The 22,676-nt window shown below is 57.3% G+C and carries 14 protein-coding genes and 1 pseudogene; 6 read left to right on the top strand and 9 right to left on the bottom strand.

From position 1 onward, the window contains the following. From RTS12_RS13965 to RTS12_RS13945, 5 genes and pseudogenes are all read left to right on the top strand, one after another. Window positions 1-143: pseudogene (locus RTS12_RS13965) on the top strand (helix-turn-helix domain-containing protein); the annotation flags it as partial. Window positions 144-180: 37 nt separating this feature from the next. After that, the gene (locus RTS12_RS13960; protein WP_312529547.1) at window positions 181-567 is read left to right on the top strand and encodes a helix-turn-helix domain-containing protein; all 387 of its coding nucleotides are present in this window, start codon (window positions 181-183) and stop codon (window positions 565-567) included. Further along, window positions 564-935: an IS66 family insertion sequence element accessory protein TnpB gene (gene tnpB, locus RTS12_RS13955; protein ID WP_312529545.1), complete on the top strand. Its 372-nt coding sequence runs from the start codon at window positions 564-566 to the stop codon at window positions 933-935. Before RTS12_RS13960 ends, tnpB begins: the two co-directional genes overlap by 4 nt. 77 nt (window positions 936-1,012) lie before the next feature. Then, window positions 1,013-2,113: an AAA family ATPase gene (locus tag RTS12_RS13950; protein WP_312529543.1), complete on the top strand. Its 1,101-nt coding sequence runs from the start codon at window positions 1,013-1,015 to the stop codon at window positions 2,111-2,113. Window positions 2,114-2,189: 76 nt separating this feature from the next. Then, complete coding sequence (locus tag RTS12_RS13945; RefSeq protein ID WP_312529541.1) at window positions 2,190-2,663, top strand: DUF6634 family protein; 474 nt, start codon at window positions 2,190-2,192, stop codon at window positions 2,661-2,663. A gap of 42 nt (window positions 2,664-2,705) precedes the next feature. Here RTS12_RS13945 and RTS12_RS13940 read toward each other — a convergent pair whose 3' ends face one another. The 9 genes from RTS12_RS13940 to hsdR form a co-directional block, all read right to left on the bottom strand. Beyond that, entirely contained in the window at window positions 2,706-3,566 is an 861-nt protein-coding gene (locus RTS12_RS13940; RefSeq protein ID WP_312529539.1) for a hypothetical protein, read from the bottom strand. A 23-nt stretch (window positions 3,567-3,589) separates the two neighbouring features. After that, window positions 3,590-6,706, bottom strand: coding sequence for a DEAD/DEAH box helicase (locus tag RTS12_RS13935; protein ID WP_312529549.1), 3,117 nt, complete (start codon window positions 6,704-6,706; stop codon window positions 3,590-3,592). Continuing rightward, window positions 6,699-7,970, bottom strand: a complete 1,272-nt coding sequence (locus RTS12_RS13930; protein ID WP_312529537.1) for an EH signature domain-containing protein — start codon at window positions 7,968-7,970, stop codon at window positions 6,699-6,701. Before RTS12_RS13930 ends, RTS12_RS13935 begins: the two co-directional genes overlap by 8 nt. 62 nt (window positions 7,971-8,032) lie before the next feature. Beyond that, window positions 8,033-9,022 (bottom strand): OmpA family protein, encoded by a 990-nt coding sequence (locus RTS12_RS13925; RefSeq protein WP_312529535.1) that lies wholly within the window; start codon window positions 9,020-9,022, stop codon window positions 8,033-8,035. Next, window positions 9,019-11,079: a hypothetical protein gene (locus RTS12_RS13920; RefSeq protein ID WP_312529533.1), complete on the bottom strand. Its 2,061-nt coding sequence runs from the start codon at window positions 11,077-11,079 to the stop codon at window positions 9,019-9,021. The genes RTS12_RS13925 and RTS12_RS13920 overlap by 4 nt, the downstream gene beginning before the upstream one ends. A 48-nt stretch (window positions 11,080-11,127) precedes the next feature. Further along, complete coding sequence (locus RTS12_RS13915) at window positions 11,128-12,117, bottom strand: restriction endonuclease (protein ID WP_312529531.1); 990 nt, start codon at window positions 12,115-12,117, stop codon at window positions 11,128-11,130. A 584-nt stretch (window positions 12,118-12,701) separates the two neighbouring features. Further along, window positions 12,702-14,045, bottom strand: a complete 1,344-nt coding sequence (locus RTS12_RS13910) for a restriction endonuclease subunit S (protein ID WP_312529529.1) — start codon at window positions 14,043-14,045, stop codon at window positions 12,702-12,704. Continuing rightward, entirely contained in the window at window positions 14,042-15,577 is a 1,536-nt protein-coding gene (locus RTS12_RS13905) for an N-6 DNA methylase (protein ID WP_312529527.1), read from the bottom strand. Before RTS12_RS13905 ends, RTS12_RS13910 begins: the two co-directional genes overlap by 4 nt. Before the next feature lie 87 nt (window positions 15,578-15,664). Next, complete coding sequence (gene hsdR / locus RTS12_RS13900; RefSeq protein WP_312529525.1) at window positions 15,665-19,066, bottom strand: type I restriction-modification system endonuclease; 3,402 nt, start codon at window positions 19,064-19,066, stop codon at window positions 15,665-15,667. 1,248 nt (window positions 19,067-20,314) lie between these two features. On the opposite strand from hsdR, the gene tnpC reads away from it, so the two are divergent. Further along, the gene (gene tnpC, locus RTS12_RS13895) at window positions 20,315-22,036 is read left to right on the top strand and encodes an IS66 family transposase (RefSeq protein ID WP_312529523.1); all 1,722 of its coding nucleotides are present in this window, start codon (window positions 20,315-20,317) and stop codon (window positions 22,034-22,036) included. Window positions 22,037-22,676: the final 640 nt, after the last annotated feature.

The raw sequence follows: 22,676 nt of genomic DNA, 5'->3' as shown, positions 1-22,676 counted from the left end.
GGCCAGCTCAACGCCGCGAGTTGGCCGTGAGAGCGGTGGCGCAGAAGGGGGTCAGTATTGCGCTGGCCTGCCGGGCGTTCGGGGTCAGCGAGACATGTTTTGTAAGCGGTGTAAAGACCCCATGTTTCAATGAATCAATGGCTTAGAGATACTGTGATCACCTTGGAAAAGGAGGTGATCATGCTGGACATTGGGGTTCAGGACAAAGTCGAAACGGTTTGGGGCATTGCCGTCCCGGTGGTGGCTGGGCGTAGGAGGTGGCCGGAGGAGCTCCGTGCCAAGGCGCTCGACAGGATCTCTGCAGGCTGCGGCATCCGCGAGATTGCGGAAGAGCTTGGCGCGAACAAGTCGCTGGTCGCTCATTGGGTCAAACGCGGGAGTTCCAGCCAGGCCAACACAGTCAGCTTCGTCGAGGTGCTACCACCGACATCACAGGTTTCGAAAGGCAAGCCTCCATTCGATGCACCTGCTGAAAGCGAGACCATGGCCTGCCGGATCCGGATCGGTGACGCTGAAATCGCCATAGAGCCCGGTTATCCGGTCGACCATCTGACAGAGGTCCTTTGAGCCGTGAGGGCTGCACTTTGATCTCTCCTGCAGGCAATTTTCGCATTTTTCTGGCGACTGAGCCCATCGATTTCCGCAAAGGCATTGATGGTTTGTCGGCCCACATCGCCAATAGCTTTGACCTCGATCCCTATTGCGGCGCGATCTATGTATTCCGTTCGCAGAGGGCCGATAGGTTAAAGCTGCTGGTATGGGATGGCACCGGGACCGTGATGCTGGTCAAGCGCCTGAACGGCGGCCAGTTCAAATGGCCAAAGCGCCAGACCGAGCCGGTCGTTCTCAGCAAGGTCCAGTTCGAGGCACTGTTCGAAGGCATCGACTGGACCCAGGTCTCAGCCCGAAATACGCGAAAGCCTGTCTTCATCTGAACCCTGAAACGCAGCTCGCGTCTGCGGCCTCCTGTTCGGAGGCCGGCGATCGAGCTTGGTCTGAAAGGCATCTCATCGTGTCCAGAATTCCGTTTCTCGAAGCCCGCTTCTTTGATCGCAGCGAAACCAGGTCAGCGCTGGAGGAGCGGTTCGAACTCCACTTAAAGAGCCTTCGACAGCGTCCTCGAGGCTCGGCGATCGATCCAGCAGCAGGCAATTGCGATGCTGCGCTCGTTCCGCAGGTGCCAGACGGCTGCTATCTCGGAACCAAGGACCTGCTGAAACTTAACCGACGTGCCAAACGGATTCTTGAGCTTCGCGAGAAGGCCAGCGGCCTCAGCCACTTGCGGAAAGAGGATCGTGAACGACTTGAGAACCTTGAGCATGGTGTCAAACTGATCACCATCGCGACCGAACATCGTGCCGATGAACTTGCGGCTACCCTGCATGATCAGATGCCCTGGATGGCGCCGGCGACCGAGGTCGTTTGGCACGCAATGCGCCGGTCGGTGCGCGAAGGTTGGCTCGGGTTGCGCGTTCCGCCGCTGCTGCTCGATGGTCCGCCGGGAATTGGCAAGAGTCATTGGTCCAGGCTCCTGGGAGATCTGATTGGCCTTCCGACCACCGTCGTCGAGGCAACGAGTGAGAATGCGAGCTTCGGGCTGGTTGGCGGACAAAGGGGATGGGGTGGCGCCTATCCCGGCCGGGTTATTGAAACCGTCCTGCAAACTGGAATCGCGAACCCCGTCATCGTCGTCGATGAGGTCGAAAAAGCAGGGGCAGTGACCTCGCAGAAGGGCCATTCCTTCGGATTGGCCGAATCCATGCTTCCTCTTCTTGAGCAAATGACGGCCACGAGATGGACCTGCCCCTATTTTCAGGTTCGCTGCGACATGAGTTGGATCATCTGGGTGCTGACGAGCAATGATTACAGGCGGCTGCCCGAGCCGCTTCTCAATCGCTGTCCGCCGATCCGTCTGAGGAACCTGACCGCGCCGGAACTGGAAGGGTTTATTCGAAGACAGGGCAAAGCGCGAAACCTGTCCTCACCGGCAATCGAGGCCATCCTCGAGGCCCTCGGGCATCCGTCCTTGCGCGGGCATGAGCCCAGCCTTCGTGTGGCGACACGTATGCTGCAACGCGCTGCCGATCTCGAACAAATGCCTATGATTCACTGACGGACAGATCCCCTGCGGCAGCGTTGCCCGACGAAGATCGCGTCCGTTTCAACCCTTAAGAGCGAAGGAACATGCGATGACTCCTGATCAGTCCAGGCAATTGAACAGAGCGCTTGATGCCATCCGAGCCGCAGAGCGCGAACCTACAGCGGCAGAGCTGTCCGCATCACCACGCATGACGTTCTGGCGTCAGATGCTTGATCACCGGAACATGCCGGTGCTTTGGGGTGAGGTCACGGACCATCCCAAACTTGGGACGACCTCAATGACGAGTTCGCGCCTGATTGCGCTTGATCGTGCGGCTGGCTGGGCCCGCACGATCAGTAGGTGGTATCGGCTTGGGAAGATTTTCGAGGCCGTGGAAGGGCAGCCTGCCAGAGAGCTTGGAACGCCCGCTGCGAGGCTCGCGATCTCGAGTTTCGAACTGCCTGGGTTTCAGTCGATCGACGATCCAGAGAAGCTCGACCTCCTCCTCTCGGCCTATATTACTCTGATCCGCAAGATCGAAGCTGAGCTAAAATGTGCGCAACCCTCACATCGCGCCATTTGAAGACAATTCGCTCGCTTCACAGTCAGATTGCTGAGTTAATGCCTACGAGTTTCGACGCTCTAACCAAACGACATAACGATATGGCTCGGTCTCGGCGATTACGACAACGTCGCCCTCTTTGGCAAGGGAAGCGGCAAGAAACCGGCGAACCCAGCCTCGGCCTCTAAAGATCGACTTGGTCCCGTCGATGTCTGTCATGACATGTTGGGGCCCACCCCAATCGATAAGCAGTTGCTTCGGGGCGACCCGTCCGGAATTCGCCCCACCAATCACATCGCTTGGAAACTCCTTGAGGAATGTTGAAAGATTGATGTGATTGTTTCGAATATTCCCGCCGGTGAGCATGCTTCGCCCGACAACCCTGCGAGGCAACTCTGGGAGCGGAAGCACCGGGGTGGCCGTTGATGCCAAAGGAACCGTCGCATGACTAGCGACAACCTGGGATCCGAATCTCGTCTCGACCTGGTCGATCCTTCGTGTCGGCGGTGATGGCTGAACTTCCGAGGTGAGCTCATCAACGATGCGCTCAAGTTTCTTCGATACCTCACTGGTGAATACGACCCAGGTCACGGCGCCCGATCGATGCTCGTAAGAAACCGGTTTCTCAAGGGGAATGATATCGGCGAGCTTCCACGGAATGATCCATTTCGCAACCTCACCACGTAAGATCATATCCGTAGGGATGCGGTGGTGATCATGACTGGCGAGCATTTCTGACTGGCTGAGGGAAGCGCCACAATCCACAAGCCGAGCGAGCCCGACAACTTGACCGCTACCTTTGCGGATCAGCCCGAACCAGCCGCGATGTGCTGTGGCTTGGGAGCGCATTTCCCAGTCCTTACGACCGGCGAGAATATGGCCGATCCAAGGGTTATCAATAACTAGGCCGCGCGTGATGCTCATGATATCGCTTCTATCTGCTAATTTCAGTTCAGTTTGTATGCACCATAGGCATCCGGTCGGGTCGGCGTCAGGCCGTCGCGGCGGAACTGCTCTGCGATACTGTCGGCGATCACGCTGTATTGCCCGCGCGTCGGAGAGGTTAAAGCCTCGGTCAGACCCGATATGTCTGAGTCGTTGTCACCCATGGGCCAAAGGGCTTGCTCGGCGAGCCTGCGCTTGCGCTGCATTAGGCTTTGCAAGAGGGAGTCAAAGCTTTGCGCGCCCAACTCAGGATGCAATGCCATCGGAATATGCACAGACACCGGGCGGCTTTGACCAATCCGGTGCACACGGTCGTTACATTGCTCTTCGACGGCGGGGTTCCACCAGCGCGATAGGTGGATAACGTGGTTGGCGGCGGTTAGCGTCAAACCGGTCCCGGCCGCTCTTGGGCCGAGGATTAGCAGATCGAAGCCGCCGTCAGCCTGCAAATGGTTTTGAAAGCGATTGACGATTTCTTGCCTTCGAGGAATGGGCGTATCGCCATTGATGACATCAATCCGGGTGAGCCCGAAAATGTGCCGAATGATTTCCGCAAAGCGGAATTGCATGTCGCGATGCTCAATGAAGACGAGCGCGCGCTCGTTCGCCGCCTTGATCCGGTGAAGGATGTCGATGACCGCATCGAGACGTGCGCTTTTCGCGATGAACTGATCGGGCGAGGTTGTTTCGGCATCGCCCGGGTGCACTGAGACCGACCGGATGTGATGCAACATCCGCAGCGCACCACCAGACCCGCTATTGGCAAGCTTCAATTGGGCAAGGTCATAAACCTCCGCTTGAATGCGCGGCATGAGCCGCGGGTGCAGGAAGCGGCTTTTCGTAGGCAGATCGCGCGCAACTTCGTCCTTGAGCCGCCTCAAGCCAAGCGGGGGAACGTCGCCGCGTGGCTTGAAAATCCGTCCGTGGAGTTCCGACATGTTTTCGGCGTCCGGCACGGCATATCGCCCACGAAACTCAGCGCCGGACCCCAGACATCCTGGGGCGATCCGATCCATGATGGTCCAGAGGTCGATCGCGGCATTTTCGATCGGTGTTCCGGTCAGGCCAAGACGGAAGTCGGCGTTCATGGCCTCGGCCGCGCGTGAGGCAAGTGTCGTCCGGTTCTTGATGTTTTGGATTTCGTCCATGACCATTGCGGAAAAGGGAACGCGGCCAAGTGAGTGTTGATAGTTGGCCAGAGTCGTATAGGTGGTCAGGAACCAATACCGATGCGCCCGCCCGTCTTCGAATGCCTCGTCAAGCCATTCCAGATCCAACTGGGGCAGTCCCGACTGTGTCTCGGTGCCGTGGGTGCCGAGGCGCTTTTGTGAACTCAGCGCACTTCCATATAGACGGACAAGCGACCCGAAGCCGCGTCCCTCGACGTGCATCTCGACCTCTTGCTCCCAGTTCCGCAAAAGCGAGGTTGGGGCAACGATCAGGATCGGCCCCCGATGCGAGGCCGCTGGTTGCTTCATTTGCTCTTTGAGCCAAGTCAGAAAAGCGATGGTCTGAAGGGTTTTTCCCAGCCCCTGTTCATCTGCGTTCAAGACGCCTGGCAGTCCGGCCCGCCATGCGCGGACCGCCCAATCAAAGCTCTCGAGTTGGTGTTGATGAAGCGGGGTAACAATTGACCTTGGCAGGGAGGTCGGAATCAGCGGCGTCCGGGGTGAAAGCTGGGCCTCCCAAACGAGATCGACCGAATTGTCGAGGGTATCAAGGATGAGCGGCCCTTGCTTTTCGTCAATCGGGTCATCGATTTGTTCGGGCGCGTCTTGCGTCTCGCGTCGCTCGATTTCACCCGTGACAGCCTCAAGATGCGCTGGCGTGACCTGCACTTGGCCACCACCGATCTCGGTGACGGCTTCGGTGCTGCCTTCAAGGGCGGCAACCATTTTGTCGCGGAGGTTGTGCAGCTCTGGATCGGGCATAGCCAAGATGGTCTCGGCCAGATGTCGGACAAAGTCCTCCGGCAGCCAAGTGGTGCCGCTTCCCTCGCTCATCAGGCTGGGTCGCTGATAAACTACAACCCCCGTTACGCGCTCGGAATATTCGCGGCTTTCAATCAAGCCCCCCGCGGCAATGGCCTCGACCATCTCTTCGCGTGCAATGTCATCAAGACCTTCAAAGGCGCCTGTTTGTTCGAGGTGGCGGCTCACGGCTTGGGAAATGAATGATTGTGGGTTCTCGATGAAGGCTCGCCGCTCCTCTTGCGGAGCCTTCTGGACGCGCAACATTTCTTTAAGGATCGGGGCAGCACCACGATCAATGACCAGATAGGAGTTGTTTCCGAGTTGATAGGCGGGACAGGCGCCCCGCTCATTCAATCGCCACTGAAAAACGGCTAGGCTCTCACCACTGAGTTCGGCGTCAACCTCTGAAGCATTATCGCTCAGGCCAGCCTCTTCGAGCTTTTGGCGAGAATAAGGAAGAATGTCGAATTGCCTCAGCCCGGCATCCGGAGAAATCGAGAAGCGATCAGCGGTAAAAATCTTCAGACCGCGCAGAAAAGCGGTCATGGCGAGTCCCGCCATCTCGCGATTGGCGGGCATCTCGGTTTCAGCCGCATCTTCGGGTTCAAGTGCTCGCCGGAACTCAGCCAAGACGCGCCAATGTTCCTCCATCGGGCGCGCCGCGTCGAAATCATCGGCAAGGTCAATTGCTCGCTTCATCCACAGCGGCAAGCGACGTGGGCCATCCGTGGTGGTGAGGATGGCTCCTTTGCGTTTGGCATATTCGCGCCGTCCACTCCGCCACCACTCATAACTCAGCCTGAAATCGGGTCGACCGAGAACGCCCGTCACATCAGTCTTCAGCATCAGATCAACGACAGGCGGAAGGCCAAGTGCGTTTGCTGACTGAGCCGAAAGGTTTGCTGCCGCATCGTGTGAGAGACTAATATGATCTGCAGTGATGTCGATGTCGTCCGGACGGACATCTGCCCAAGCGCGTAGGTCCCCAATCGCAAAGAGCAAATCGCGATCACCAAGCGACAACTCGGTAAAGCTCCGAGGAGCCGACCTAGAGATCAGGCGCGAGATCAAACCTTGCTTTGCTGATGGAAAGCGAATCTCGATGTGATCGTCGGAAACGACGTGAACAGGCCCATTGTCAGACATGCTGAAGCACCCACTGAGACCAGTTGTAAATGGAGATATGCGGCTTGGAATTGCGCGATGCGCGCATGATGTCGTCGCAATAATAGTCGGCTCTATAGAGCTTTGGGGCCTTAGGATCGTCGTTGCGGAAGATATGCGTCTTGTAGCTGTGACAGCCGTCAACGACGAGCTTGTTGCCAATCCGCATGATAAGCAGCGAAGTGCTTCCCCCCCGGTCAAGCTGCCGGCCGAACCGACGGTTCATATCAATTCTTCCACCACTCAGCATGTTTCGCTTTGCGTACTCGCGGGCCTCGGACCCAAAGGCGACCCAAGCCTCCTCGATCACCCCGTCCTTATAGAGCTTCAACCAGAAATCCCGGCGTGGCGGCCACATGTGGCTGTTCTGCGTCGCTGTCACCATGTCGCAAAAAAACTTCATGTCCTGATGAGTCAGCCATCGGAGCAAGATGCCTTTAAGGGCCGGGTCGAAGCCGGACCAGATGCCACCGGTATGCAATCGCGGATCGCGCCAAGCGGCGATAATAGTTTCGCTCAACTCGTTGCGAAGGCTATCGGGAGGCGAACGATCGCGCCAAACGGCGAGCAGGGCCTCGACTGCGGGGCCAGCTCCGAATTGAAGCGCAGGACCATTGGTTGGCGTGAGCCAATTCAACAGCTTTTGACGCGCGGCGGTGTCAGCCAGATCCGGCGCGAGGCGCTTGATAAATTCGGGATGGGCGGCCTTGGCTAGGCCCGAGGTATGCGGGCGGCTGAGACCCACCTCCCGTAGATGGGTATAGGCGTCCTCTGCCTCCGCCATGATCTGCGCAAGGCGCGCGGGGGCCGTCTCTGGACGAAATAGGTCGGGCAGTGCCTCGATCAAACCGCGATGGCGATCTCCAAGGTCGTTGCTGCGAAGTGACAAGGCCCTCGCCAGACGATCCGTATGCGCACTTCCTGGGCTGAAGCTGTCGAGGTAAACACCGACCATTCCGTCAAGAAAAGCGCCCGCCTCGCGTGTTTCGATTTCGGTGATGTAAAAGTCACGGACCGGTGCAAGATCCGCCCTGTCACAGCGATCTTCATCGAAGACCGCTACGGCCGCAGAGTTTACACGCTGCGTTGTAACGCCCTCCCATTCCCAAGTGGTAACGCGATGACGCATTTCCAGTGCCAGTTTTTCACGGTCCTGATTTTCGGGTATATGAACCGCATCGGGCCAGCGGGCGTGAATGGCATTGACCGCACGCCGGATCTGGTCAAGCGGCGGCAGGACGCGCACTCGCAACTGGGTCACTTGCCCTAGCAATGCGCGTGCGCCCGAACTTGCGGCGTGAACATGGTTCATTGATGGGCTCCCGTCATTTCGAGCGCCTCACGGATCACTTTGATACCGTCAGTATCTTGAGGTGTGACCATGATGAATCGCAGGTCGATACGCCGATTTGTCGCTTGACCTCCGGGTGTGTCATTGGCCGCAACAGGACGGTCCGGGCCGTATGCGGCAACTGAAAGCACCGGTTGCCGCTTCAGATTCAGGTGTTGCATGATCTCCCCTGCGGCTCCCGTCATCGCGAAAAAGGTACTGTTCGCTCTCGCTGCAGAGAGCGAGCGGTTCACCAAGTCGGTGCCGACATTATCGGTGTGACCCTCAATCTGGACGGATTCGACCATAACAAACCCGGGATTGCAGGAGGTATCAAATCGTGAGTTCGCCCCAAGTGTAAAGCACGGCAAAACCTCATCAAGACGGTGGGCCAGACGGGAAACGATTTCCTCTTTGTCGATCGCCAGATCCGAGCGGCCTGAAGCAAACAATCCCTCGCCCTGAAACCGCAGCGCGTCACTTTCTTCGCTAAGCTCGACCTGGAGGTCCGGAAAGTCAGCCCGAATGGCGTCCCGCAATCGGGTCAGAACCAACCGGCGAACCTGAGATACCTGAGCAAGGTATGCCTCGAGCGGATCGACTTTCCGGAGCTCTGCTAATTGTCGCTCAAGATCATCAATGTGCCGATCCCGGTCAGCCAGATCGCTCACTAATTGGGCCAATCTTTGCTCAAGCTGGTCGACCTTTTTCATAAGCTCCTCGGCCAGAGCCTTCCATCTGTCGCGCTCCTGCTGGAAGCTGTCGCGTTCGCGTTCGAAACTATCCCTCTGGGCTATGACCGCTTCGTGTTCTTCCTTCCGGACGGCGTCGGGGTCGCGCATCTGACTGGCAAAGAAAGCCAGCAGGATCATCATGATGAACAGAAAGCCAACCGTCATATCCGTCATCGAGACGAAGGCGCTTTCTTCTTCTTCCTCATGGCGTAACTGTCTGCCCTGAGCCCTCATACGCGGGCCCGCGCTTGACGCGGTAGGAAAGCTTCAGCCTGTTCCACAACGCTTTTCAATGTATCAAGACCGGGAGCCAGTGCATCGCGCATCTCGCCCACGTGATCCCGCGCCGAACCCAAGGCGGCTTCCAACTGGGCGTTGTATTGTGTCAACGCGCGGCCAAGCATTACGTCAATCTGGTCGAGCTTCTGGGCTTCCTCGGCAAGCTGAGCAATTGCAGCACGCGTTGCTTCGAGATTGCGGCGGATCCCTTCGCGCTCCGTGCCCAATGCCGTTTGAGCCGCATCAAGCACATGTGCAGCATTTTCGGCGACAGAAGCGGAGTTCTGCATGAGTGTTTCGGACACCGTTTCAACAACATCGCCCATTCGGCGCAGACTGACTTCGATACGTTCATGCGATGCACGAATTGGGTCTGTGGCCACAGTCAAAGCTTGGCTGGCGATACGGAATCCTTCCGAGGCACCGTTGATGGCGTCAGCCCCCGAACTAAGGCCATTGGCTGCACTTTGCGCACCGGAAGCACCGCGTTGCACAGCGTCGGCTAGATGTTCAAGCTGCGATCCGACGGATTGCAACCGCGACAAGAGTTCGTCACCAATCACACTGCCCATGTTGATACCCAGCTTGGCAAGCTCGGTGCTAGCTTGCGTGAAGCCTGCCAACACCGACTGCCCTGCGCTCTCGATAGCCTGGCCCGCCGAGGTGGCGGATTGGGCCATGCGATCCTGAGCGGCCTTGGCGCTTTCCTCGCTTGCGCTACTCAAGGTGTCCCGGAAGCCCTCGGCGGCGCCGCGCATTTGCTCGGCCGCAGTCCTCATAGCCTCGGCTCCCTGGCCAGTATTGTCTTTGATGGCCGTGAGAGTGTCGTTCATCACCGACAAAAGACGATCGGCCCCTTCATTCATGGCCGCAGATGCAGCTCGGCCACCAGCAGCCACTTCGTTGCGCATCTCTGACATTGCACGAGCCATTTGACCAAGCGCGTCGCGCAAGCCTTCTCCCGCCTGCGTGTTGGTGGCGCCCATTCGATCTACCATGAGGCTGATCCTATCGGTCGCCTCGCCCAAGGATTCACTCGCACGGGTGAGGGCATTGCCGACAGAGTGGGAAAGTTGCTGCGAGAGATCACCGACAAGGCCCTCCATGCTACTGGTCCCCATTGACGTCACTCGCTCGAAAATCGGATCCATCTTGGCGGCGATTGCACCAGTAATTTGTTCCGGAAGTGCCTCAAGGGGGCGCTGCAACTCTGCGACCATCCCCATGCCGATCTCGCGCAGGTGGTCACGCTGTTCTGCCGTCGCGCGAAGTTGCCGAAAACCAATGTCCTCTAAGCTGACAAACACGAGCCGACGCTCAATTCCATGGCATAGCCGACGCAGGGCGGCATCAATCTTGTTCTGTCGGGTGCGAAGAAGGAAGGTGAAGACGATTGAGCATGCCAGGCCAGCCAACGACATGATAAACTTCGCAGAGGCAATCTGCATGAAACTTTGCATCGCCTTGTCCATTCCACCGACCTCGGCAGTCATGGACTGTGAGAACTGATGCAAGGCGGCTACGAGGCCAAGAAAGGTCAGCAAAAGACCGACGGACACAAGTGTATTCGGCAGAATACGAAAGAAACCGGGGCCAAATCCCAGGTCCTCGACGTTCAAAAATGACGCGGGACGAATCGAATTGCGAAGTTGCGGCGGACCATCGAGGTCATCAAGAACGATCGTTTCGCTATATTCTTCAAAAGCCTCGAAAACGGCATTCTTCGGACCGCGGCCGCGCGAGTTGGCTTTGAGGCTATGGCTAAATTCGGCGTATCCTTCAGCAAAAGTCGAAATATCAGGATATGATCTGATCTTATCATCAAACGAACGCAAAGCGCTTAGCTGACGATTAGATCTGACTAAATACCAAGCCGCCAGAACCAATGTGATCACTGTGAGCATACCCACAATCTGACCGGGGCGACTGTCGGAAAGTGTCAGGACCTCAGCAATTTCAATAATCGCATTCTTTAAGGTGAGGCCAACGGCTTCGATAATCTGCTGAAACACTGCTTGCTCCCGCATAGGCTGTTTACAGAAAGGGTGACGCTAGAGCATTCAGCTTTGCAAGTCCGGCACGTAGATGTGCTTTAGCGGAATGATCGATCGATAGCGCGGAGCAAGCTGCCCATAATGTTCCAATAGCAGTGTCACAAACTGCTCGCCGTCAATGAGCCGCAGCTTTGGACGGTTGCGTTCGAGCTCGATCGATTGACGGCTGAATGAACCGAGCGCAATGAAAAGGCCGTATTCACCTTCACCGAGAGTGCCGAGCAGTTGATCAACCTCTGGACGCGGTATTTGATCTGTCTTGCGTTTGCATTGGACTTTCAAAATTGGCGGTTCAAAGCCAAGTTTGTCCCGATGAGCGATCACGTCGACGCCGCCGTCCCCCGAACGCTGCGTCACGCGCGCGGTATAGCCCATGCACTCAAGCAGATGGGCAACCAGATCTTCAAACTCATATCCAGACAGTTTGGTAAAAATTTGCCTGATTACGAAATCTGCGGTGGTCAGCTCCGCTTGCCGTGAGACCGCGACGGTCGCGGTATCGTCATCCGTTGCTTCCAGCTCCTCGTCGTCGGTTGAAGGTCCTGCCTCTGGCACGACCTGACCGATCCTCTCTAGGAATTCGCTAACGTGTTCTCGGACTGAAAACAGCGTAATGAAAGAACCAATTTCATTCAGAGCACTCTGGCTAAAGCTGTTTCGAGGCCAGCTACCCAGCCAGTGCACTCGCCGGTGATTTGGATATTCGTCGCGATCGTCAGGCACATAGAAATATTCGCCAACAAAGCGCCCGATGTTGACCATACGGTCATGCTTGGAGGGGTAAATGACGATATCACCCTCGCGGATGTCTCTCGAGAACCTGAAAAGCGTCCCGGCGTCCACGGGAAGCGCTCCGGGCTTTTTGTCGGGGTAGTGCGAGGACAGTGCCGATTTTAGAGCGTCGCGATCAATGTATTGCCGCAGATCCCCCATCTCGCCCCAGCCAATTGCGACATAGCCGTCGTCGATCGGACGAGAGGCAACATGTTCGCCCATGTGAACGCCCCAAACCCTCTGCCTTGCTAAAGCAACACTCAAAAAATCAACTCCTGCGCGACTTACCAACCCTTAGTATGCGCCGAAGAGTTGAGCAACGATGACGGAAGGTTTCCGGCTGAAAAATGGGCGTCATCGGAAGGTCTACACGACCCGACCAAAAGAAGGGAGTTCGTGCCTATCGATCCTTGGCCGCACCTATATCGGCTGAAAATGTTGAGATCTGTCTCGCCGGGGATCGGTGCCCGCCGCCCTATCCCGCTATTGTCTTGGCCGAGAGGGTCAAATGCCGAGTAAGTTCTTTGGCATTCGCGTCACCGTTCGGCCTTGAGGGTGTGCACAGGAACCGCGAACCGGCAAATGCTCATCGAGGAACGTATGCTGCCCGCCTTTGAGGTCAGGTCGGACAACGGTGTCCGTGCCAAGGCGGAAACTCTTGTCTTACCCTACATGGGGTTGGATTATGTGTGTTCGTTCCGCTGAACAAGCTGGAGAGCAGCTTGTAGCGCAATGAGGTGATGTGGATTGCGCTCGCCCACCTTTCAAGGCGAAATCGCCACCTGTCAGCTTGCTTTCTTAGACCGTCATGCCTTCGCTTTCCGTCCGCGCTTGATTTTTGGGGCCGTTTGAAGTTCGGCGCGGATGCGTTCCAACAGCTGCTCTGCGGGTTCGTCGTTTTCGTCCTGCGGGACCAGCTCGCCACGAAAGGCTTTGGCGAGGATCGCTTCGTCCAGCTTGCCCACCAAGGCCAGCGCGCGCTTTGCCTCGGCGGCCAGCCGGTCGATTTTGGCGAAGGCGGATTCGATACGGCGGGTGATTTCGTGCTGTTCTTCTATATTCGATGGAAGATTGAGCTGGATTGTCGCTAGGTCCTTCTGGGATATTTTCCATATTCCTGCGGTTGTCTTCGCGATGAGCTCGATTTGGGATCGGACTTGCGGTGCATTCCAGATACTGGACAGCCACAGGGGCAAAGCCTTTGCGACATCTACACGGATACGAAATGCTGTATCCGGGAAGATGGTGCGTCGCGCCAGTGGCGGAACAAGCGAAGCTATTCCCACCAGCGATCTCGTCCCATTCCCACGGCTGACAAGAATATCTCCGGCCTCCAATAGAAAGCGAGACGCCTTTAAATCATCGACAGGAATATAGCGGACATCATCGAGATTGACGTCGCGGGCCCTCAGAGCACTCAACTTGAGTGCGGGAAAGCCTGGCGGCGTATCAGATCCTTTGACAGACAATCCATTTCTGACGGGTACGGAAAGTAGCTCATCCAACTTGCCAATGCTTGGCTCTTTGACTCTTTTCTGAATGCGCCACTCCCCCGTCAACTCCCCGCTGAACGCCTTGCTGAGCACGGCCTGTTTGTAGCGCGAAACGAGGGTTTCGATGCGGGCGAGTTCGGTGCGGGCGCGGGCGGATTTCGCGTTCAGCGTGTCCAGCTTGGCCACGATGCGTTTTTGCTCGGCGAGGGGCGGGAGAAGGATAGGAGCTGCAGAGAAGCGCTTCTTATTGATGATTGCCACCGTAGTAGCTGAGGAGTTCTCGTTTAGCCAACTCCTGATCGTCCGGGACCAGTGGTAGATAAACCCGGAGACCGCGACGTCAGATGGTAATATCGCGTTAATTTGCTGGTTGCACGTTCCGAGCTTTGCGATGATTGCCGACTTTCCGAGGATTCCAATACAGGAAACCAAAACGGTTCCCGCAGGCAATTGGGTGGTCGTCGCGAAGGCCCGTTCCGTCACGTTGTCCTCAGATACCGCGATCACGCCACCGTTTGTTAGGTCTCCAGGCTTAAAAAAGGGGATGTTCCCACTTTCGTAAAAAGTACTTTCCGATTTTGCCGGTGTTTTTCCAGTCACAATTTTTGTGACGTCGCCTATTTCGACAGCTATCCACCCCCTCGGCCGCGCGCTCATTCCTCCGTCTCCGAAAGCTCGTCGCCCAACTCAGCCATTAGCGCTTCGATCTCTAACGCTGCGGCTTGGAGATGGCCCAGAATGGCGGCGGCGATGTCGTCGGGTTCGGTCAGGCCTTCCTCGGCCTCTTCCTCGGCCTCGCGCAGCCACGCGATGTCCAGATTGTCGCCGCGTGCGGCAATATCTTCGCGGGTGAATTGGCGCCAGCGGCCGGCCTCGCCCTCATCCTCGCCACGTTCGGCACCGTAGGGGTCTTGGCCGAAGGCCTGCTCGAAGCCTTCGAAATGGGCTTCGGTCAGGGGCGTGGTCTTGCCGAATTTCGGCATCTGGGCGCGCAGATCATAGATCCAGACGGATTTGGTATTGCCCGTCTCGGTCTTGCCACGCGTCAGGAAGATCACATTGGTCTTGACGCCCTGAGCATAGAAAATGCCGGTCGGCAGGCGCAGGATCGTATGGACGTCGCACCAGTTCATCATCATCTGGCGCAACTGTTTGCCGCGACCATCCTCGAACAGGACGTTATCGGGCACGACAATGGCGGCGCGACCGCCTGGTTTCAGCGAGCGGATGCAATGTTCGACAAAGGGCAGCTGGTACGAGGACACCGAGGCGGTGACCGACAGGTCATCACGCGTCGGCGCGCCACCTGCCGGACCGAATGGCGGGTTGGTCAGGATCAGATCGGCGCGACCAAGGCTCTTGCCCTTGTCGGACAGCGTATCGCCAAGGTCGACATGGTCGCCGTCAATGTCGTGCAGGTAAAGGTTCATCAGGAGCAGGCGCAGCGTGCCCGGCACGTTCTCCATCCCGTGGATGGCCTGACGCTTCTGAAACTCCTGCTGCTTCTCGCCAAGATCAAGGTAGTCGTCACTGCGCGCCCGCATATAGCGATCAGCAGCGATCAGGAAACCGCCAGTACCCGAGGCCGGATCCTGAATGACCTCGCCCGGTTTGGGCTGCATGAGGCGCACCAGAACGTCAACCAGAACGCGGGGCGTGAAATACTGGCCCGCGCCGCGCTTGGTTTCCTCGGCGTTCTTTTGCAGCAAGCCTTCGTAAAGATCGCCGAACTGGTCACGCTCGTCGGAAAACCACTCGAGCCCGTCAATTGCGGTGACCAGCGTGGTCAGGTTCTTCGGCTCGCGCAGGAAGGTCGAGGCATTGTCGAAAATCTTGCGGACCATGTCCGGCAGAGGCCGCGCATCGGCATAGCGTTTGCGTTCTTCGAGCGTGGCGTTCTCGCCCGGCTGCGGGACAAGGGCGTCATCGGGGCCAAGGCGCGTGCTGGCCGCACCAAGCGAGACCAGCACCCAGCGGTAATGTTCCAACTTGGCCAGACCATTGGCATCGACCAGATCCGCCCATCGCATTCCTTTGGGCAGGCTGCCGGTTTCGCGGCTCCGCTCGGCCATCATTTTCAGGAACAGAAGATAGGTCAGCTCGGTGACATATTGCTGATAGGTGATGCCGTCCTTGCGCAGAACGGTGCAGAGACGCCAGACTTTCGGGACGATGGCATTGGCATTCATGGGCAGGCTTTCAGGGTCTGGGGTTGTGTCGTGCTTGTAGCCGGTGCGAGGAGGCGGTCAACCGCCCCCAATGTGGCGCGGCGCAGGTTACGCCCAAATCGCTTCGTTGAAGGCCTGCAGGACTTCGTCCAGCGCCCCGTCGAACTCTTGCGAGATGCGCTTGAAGCCGCCCTTGTCTGCAAAGGCACCTTGGTCGAGCAAGGTCGGGTCTGCCACGGGCTTGTCCTTCAACGCACGCCCGATGCGGCGCAACCAATCCTTTTGCTTCTGCGTCCAAGCGCGCGAGGATTCGATCTTCTGGATCGCATTGTCCACGCGGGTGGCATAAGGGACCAGCGGATCGCCGAGGGCAGCTTGGCGCACAAAGCCGATGATATGGGCGGCAATGTCAGCATTGCGGGCACGACCATAGGCCGCGCGCAGCATCGCCTCGGAATAGTTTTTCTCGTCAAGCAGGCTCGCCAGTTCCGAAAGCTCTTTGCGCGTCAGATCGCGCGGACGCTGGGTTACGGCGATCAAGGCAGGAACCTGGTTCATGTTTTCACGCACGAAACGCTCAAAGCCGGTGATGTAATCTTCGGGCGTCGTATTCTTGCCGAAAACTTCTTCGATACGAAGCAGCTCGTCCTCGTGGGGCGAGATGACCACGCCGTCATTCTTACTGGTGAAAAGCGGACGACGCTCAAAGAGCTCGATGGTGCGGGGATGGGCGGCAAGCCAGTCCAGAATTTCGGGGCCCGAACGGGTGGCAAGCCGCTGGACGAGCTGGTCGGCGTCTTCGCCGGTGTGTCGCTCAAGGCTTTCGCGCGTTTCGTCATCCATCCGCTTCAAGGCAGCGCGCAGGCGTACGATCAGCTGATCGGCCACCCATTTCTTGTCCTCGCCGGTGGTCGCGTTCTGCAAATCAGTGACGAGCTGGCCAAGCGGAATATCCGGCTTGACGACAACTGGGTGCATATCTGTCATCTCTTGCAGCTCGGCATAAAGATCGACGGCGTCATAGATCCGGAAATGCTCCTTGCCGATTTCCGGACAGAGCCGTGTGGCGCGTCCGATCATCTGATCGTAGAGAATGCGGCTTTTCACCCGTCGGACGAAAACGAGATTGCAAATCGAGGGGATATCGACACCGGTAGTCAAAAGATCGACCGTGACGACATACTTCGGATAGGGATCGTTCTTGAACTTCAGGATTTGGTCATCGGCCCTGTCCACGGCGCCGGTGATCTTTGTGACCATGCCGTGAGGGACAGACTCGCTGCCGTATTCCTCCTGCAACTCTTCGATCAGCAAGCGCACGATGTCGTCGGCGTGCGCATCGCGGGCCGCAAAAATCAACGTCTTCCCCGCCTTGGAGGGCGGAATTTCCGACGCGATTGCCCGGCAAACGATGCGGTTGAACGCCTCGGAATAGACGCGCTTGTTAAATTCGGCGACGTCGTAATCAAGCGAGACATCGTCGGGCAGGTCGAACAGGTTGATTTGACCGCTGTGTCGGTCGATAACCTCGACCTCCTCGCCACCGGTAAAATGGATGCCGGCTTCAGCAAGCGCCGTCATGATACGCTTGGGCGGCAAATGGTCGTTAAGATAGCCCTCAACAACCGCCTGACGATAGCCATAGTGAAAAACGGGATGGCCAAAGATTTCGCGCGTATGCAGCGCCGGAGTTGCGGTCAGCGCTACTTTAACCGCATCGAAATAGTCCAGAACTTGGCGATAAGCGGACTGGTAGTCATCGACATTCCGAAACGCTATGTCGCTTTCACGCAGTTCCGCGTCGAGCGTATAGCCGCGATGGGCCTCGTCCACGATGATGCAATCGAAGGTTCCGGGTGATGGACGCTTGGCTGGGTCCGGTTCGTTCAGAATGCGGGCAATCAGCGACTGCACGGTCGCGACCTGCACCTGATCCTCATCCTCTGGCAGCTTCTTTTCCAGTCCTGCCACTTTGTAGATCTGGGCAAAATTCAGCATGCCTTCGATCTCGGTCGTCTCCAGCGCATCGCTTGTCTGTTTGCCGAGCGCCTTGCGGTCGACAAGGAACAGAATGCGGCGGAAGCGTTTGTGCTTGAGCAGGCGATACATCAGGGCAATCGCTGTGCGAGTCTTACCGGTCCCCGTCGCCATCGAAATAAGGATATCACGTTGGCCGTCAACTACCGCACCTTCGATCGCGGCGATTGCTTCTTCCTGATAAGGACGCATCCTGCCCTTGCCGAAGCTCTCCTCCGCGAGGCCCTGCGCGGCAGTGTCGATGTTGGTTGCCAGCTTGTCGCGTAGGTCTTTCGGGGAAAACCAACTCGTCATGGGGGTGGCATGGTTAGCCACTCGTCGTGCGTCCCGATACCAGATCCCGGACTTCGTTACCCATTGCCGCACATAGGGCCGACCATTCGTCGCAAAGACGAAGGGTACCCGAAAAGCCTCATGCGGCTGGTGTTGCCAGGGGGCATGCGAATGGCTTTGCTCCGGGTCGAGCACAAGCGTCAAGGCATAGCGCTCGGCCTGTTTCAAGATCGAGGGGACATCCACACTTTCGCGTTTTGCCTCGATGACTCCGAGGCAGGTCAAGCCGGAGAAGAGTGCATAATCTGCGCGACCGCCTTCCGCGGGCCATTCCGCGATTGCCAGATCTCGGCCTTCTTCGGGTCGCGTCCCTTTCTGGTAGGTTAGGTTTTCGCTGTCAGCCTCCCACCCTGCATCCATAAGCTGGACATCTATCAAACGGCGCGTCTGACGCTCATCCAGATCCATACGGCTTGCCGCCTGAATGCCGGCGCGTTTGAACTCCGCTTGCAATTGCTCTGGCTGCGCCTGTGCGGCCTCTTGCAAATCGGCCAGCTTGCGGGCCAGTTCAGCCTGGTTCGCCTCGAGCGCAATCGCCGCCTGTTCCCAGGCCGTGCTTTCAGATGTCGCCTGACGGGCGAGCTCCTCGGCCGCGGCGCGGGCCTTGGTCAGCTCCTCGGCGCTTGCGTGAGCTGCCGACAACTTTCCCGCGGCATCGCGGACCTGCGCGCGCAGCTCCGCCAGTTCGGCCAAGGTCGCCGCATCGGTCTGGGCGGGAGCTCTGGGCGGAACGAAGGGCGCTGACTTGAACTCCGTGTCTCGCCCGTAGGTTCGCAGATACCACACCCCCAAAGCATGGCAGAACTTTAGCGCAGTAAGGGCCTCTTTCGGGGTTCCTCCCATATTATGGGCCGCTTCGTTGCCGCTTTTGCGCACCGCATGAAAGACGTTGGCAACCTCGCGCGGCAGAACCTGCTGCATCGTGAGCCTGCGGAGCAGATCATTGGTCGTCTCACGCAAGCTGGCATCGTAAACACCTGAAAGCGCCGCAATCTCCTTGATCATATATTCGCCGAACTGACGGCTTTTTATCAAGGATGTGTTGGCATCCTCACCAAAGAAGCGTTCGGCTAGCACTCCAAGGCGGTGAAGTTCCGGGCTGAAACTTTCCAAGTGATCAAAATTAAACGACAATTCCATACCCACTTAGAATTCAGCGAGAGTTCAGACGATTACATATCTGCCAGGGACAGGCAAATGGTTGATCGGGTTTGACCCGCTCGCGCCAAGCCATCATGATCGGTAGCTTTAATTGCCCCAGACGCTGCGCGACGAGGGGCTATCTGCGAGCGCTCGATTTAGAGGAGCATGCCGAGCAGACAATCCGAACGGGAATGTCAATGAAATTCATCCGCTACTGCGAAAATATATTCCAACAAAGCCTGCGATTCTTGAGGGATTTTCGGCGGAGACCCTCGGCGGCTGGCCGGTCCCTTCCTAATACTAATCGTTCCTATGGAACTCTAAGGAAGGGAGATTTCGCAACCCCAGAGCGATCGTTTGTTTAAAAAATATCTCAATAGTTGCATAAATACACCAACCAGATGTCAGGGGCTGTAGTGGTTCGGTTCACCGTTGTTTCGGCCGGATGTCGCCCGTACCTTAACCCCATGATGCTGAACCTGATTTATCATTTCACCCCTGCCATACGGCGCATACGCTGACCCCTTCAGGTCAGCCGCCGGGCGCGTTCAGCCTTCTCCAACGAGCGTCTGGAAACCGAGATCGAATCACCTTGCGTGATCATGTCCCTCTTTGGCGCGGATCGAGATTGATCCGTCTCAAAAGTGTTCATTGCGGATTTCAGGCCATCTGATTTCGACAGTTTCGCAGGCAGTGTTTCGGGGATGAGGTCACCAGATCTCGCGGCTGTATTTGGCTGCACCACCAGAAGGGCCCCCTCGAAAGCCGTTAATCTTTGCGAAAAAGAAAAGGAGCGCCAGCTTTCACAGAAGGCCATGAAAAACAATGAAAATATTTCGCCGCGCGCAGCTTTGCGGCATAATTGTCAATAAGACCACGCCACAAGAGAGGAGCACCACATGAAGATATGAGACCCCAAAAATGACGACACCGGCACGTTGGCGCGTCCCGGTGCGATCATTCGAGGCAGACCGAAATCCACCAAGTTAAGCACTGGTTTTGTAGCATATCCTGCGTTCTGACGCAAGGATTCCGCAGGACTTCGGCTCTCCTCCTCACCCGGCCCTCTTCGAAAGCAACGTGAACTGCTGAAGCGGTTCTGCGGACACACCCGCAGTCCGGTAACGGCTCTGTCATGTCTGCTTTCCCGAGAGCGGCCGCATTCGGACCGGATTCCATCCGCGCCGGCGCAATCGCTCCGTCCGTCAATCGGGCGGGAATGACGCCCCCTGAGGAAATGACTCTATGGATAGCAAGAAACCCGATGAGCTTGAGTGCTCAACGGTACCGGAAACGCATGCCGAACATGACGTCCTTGATGATGATCGCGCCACTGACGACGGCGATCTCAGCGAAGTTGGACTGATCTGTCAGGACATCCTGTCGACAGTATGCCGCGTGGACGGGCTTTCAGATCTCGAAAAAAGCGCCGTCGGTCGCCGCGTGAGTATCATCCTGGAGCTCTTTCATGAGTTCCGAATGACTGATCGCAAGGCGAGGACGCGGATCAAAGCGCTCAACAGCCGCGTTCGCAATCTCAGTGAACAGTTGGCCGTTTTGCGGAAGTCACACTTTGGCCAGAGTTCGGAAAAGGATCTGACCGATGAGTTCGACGACGATCTTGGTTTGTCCGACGAAGACGAGGAAGACGAAGATGAGCCGAAGCAGACCTTGCTTGGCAAACGGGCTCGGAAAGTCGGTGTGGACGTGATGGTGGAGCGCCTCGACCACTTTCCCGCAGACAGATCCTGTCAAAGCTGTGGCTGCGAGATGAATTCCATCAAGAAGGAAGAGCGGATCGGCGATTGGCGGATCGTGCCAGAACACGTCGTTCTAGTGAAGAACGTCTATCACACCTGCGCCTGCAATCGCAGCGAAGTCTGTAAGGAGAACAAACCGGTGGCGGCCAAAGCACAGAGCTACATCATGAAGAACCGCACCATCGAGCTTGGCTTCATCGTCGAAGCTGCCGTTCAGAAATTCTTCGAACACTCCACCCTGTTCCGGATGGAGCGGCGTCTCGAGTACAGCAATGTGAATCTCACACGCCAGGCACTCGGACGAAACATCGAGCATGTCGCAACTTACCTAGAGCCTGTACGCCAGGCCTTGCTCGCACATGTCAAAGCTGGGCCGGTCGTTCACATGGACGAGACGCCGGTGCGGGTTCAGGCGCCTGGGAAAGGGAAATGCGATACAGGCTATTTCTGGGTACTTTCGCGCGATGAGCGCAATTGGAACCAGGACGCGCAGCCGGCAGTCGTGTTTGAATATGCGCCATCCCGTGCGGGTTCTGTCGCGGCGGCCCTTCTAAGCGGCACTTCGATCGAATATCTGCAGACGGACAGCTATGGAGGTTACAATCGCCTGTTCGCGGAAGGCAACGCGAACGACGGGATCCGTTCCGTGAAATGCTGGGCCCATGCGCGCCGGAAGTTCAAGGAAGCAGTCGATACTCATAAAAGCCCGTTGGCAAAGAGGATCATCAGCTTGCTCAAGAAGGTGTACGGTGTCGAGCGTCAGATCAAAGGGCTGACCCCGATCGAGCGAGCGGGCAAACGGCATGAACACAGCTTGCCAATCTTGCAGTCGATCAAGGCGGAACTGATGCAATACAAGGAAGATGCACAAGGCAAAGTGAAGACGGCAATCGAATATACCCTGAAGGCGTTCGAGAGCCTGCAGCACTTCGTCTTCGACGGTCGGCTGGAAATCGACAACAACCCGGTCGAACGCTGCATTCGCGGCACGGCCTTGACGAAAAAGAATTCCCTGTTTGCAGGCAGCCACGATGCCGCCAAGGTCTGGGCGGTTTACAACACGCTGATCGAAAGCGCGAAACTGAACCGGATCAATCCGCGTAAATATATGAACTGGGTCGCGGGTGAGATTGAGGCCGCAAAGGGTGATCTCGACTACACCCTGTTGATGCCTTGGCATTGCCCGGTCGGCCGGCTCGACGACTGATCCAAACCGAAATGCTCTGGCCCTGAAGGGGGCCGGAGTCCCTTAAAAGACGAGCAGCCGGAATCCGTCAGGGTTCCGGCCCAAAGGCGTTGCGAACAGGCCTCCCGAAGTTGATGTCACGGACACAATGCGACCCACCTGCGACGGGGATATCGCAGCGACCTTTAATCAGTAACTCCCATTTGGAATGGGAGGCCGATCACGGAGATGGCCTGTCAGTCGGCGCTGCGAAGGGCAACATCGCCCGGCGACACATATGACGCAAGAATAGAGCCAAAGGCTCTTCCCGACTATTGGCTCCTCGGATGGCTTGGCCTCTCTTGAGGGATGCGGCTTTCCAGCCCGCAGCCAGCCATCGCGTCACATATCCTGAGGCAGTCCAAATCCGTCGGCTTGCAAGGGCAGATGGAATTCCGACTGGGAGGCCGCGCAATTGGAAATCTGGGGTCCGAAGGGAATGCGGTGTGCCCTAGAAAAGGCCAGAATCACCGGCGATTTGGCTGCAGCATTGCAACAAGAAGCGGAGGATTGCGGCTGAATTATTCCCGAAAACCAACCTCGATCACCGGTCTTTACACCGCTTACCATGTTTTCGCTACAGCCCGAAGCGGGACGCCGAGAACGAGACCATCGCAGACCT

This window comes from Paracoccus sp. (in: a-proteobacteria) (assembly GCF_032007265.1).
Classification (GTDB): Bacteria; Pseudomonadota; Alphaproteobacteria; order Rhodobacterales; family Rhodobacteraceae; genus Paracoccus.
This window is presented reverse-complemented; position numbering and strand designations above follow the sequence as displayed.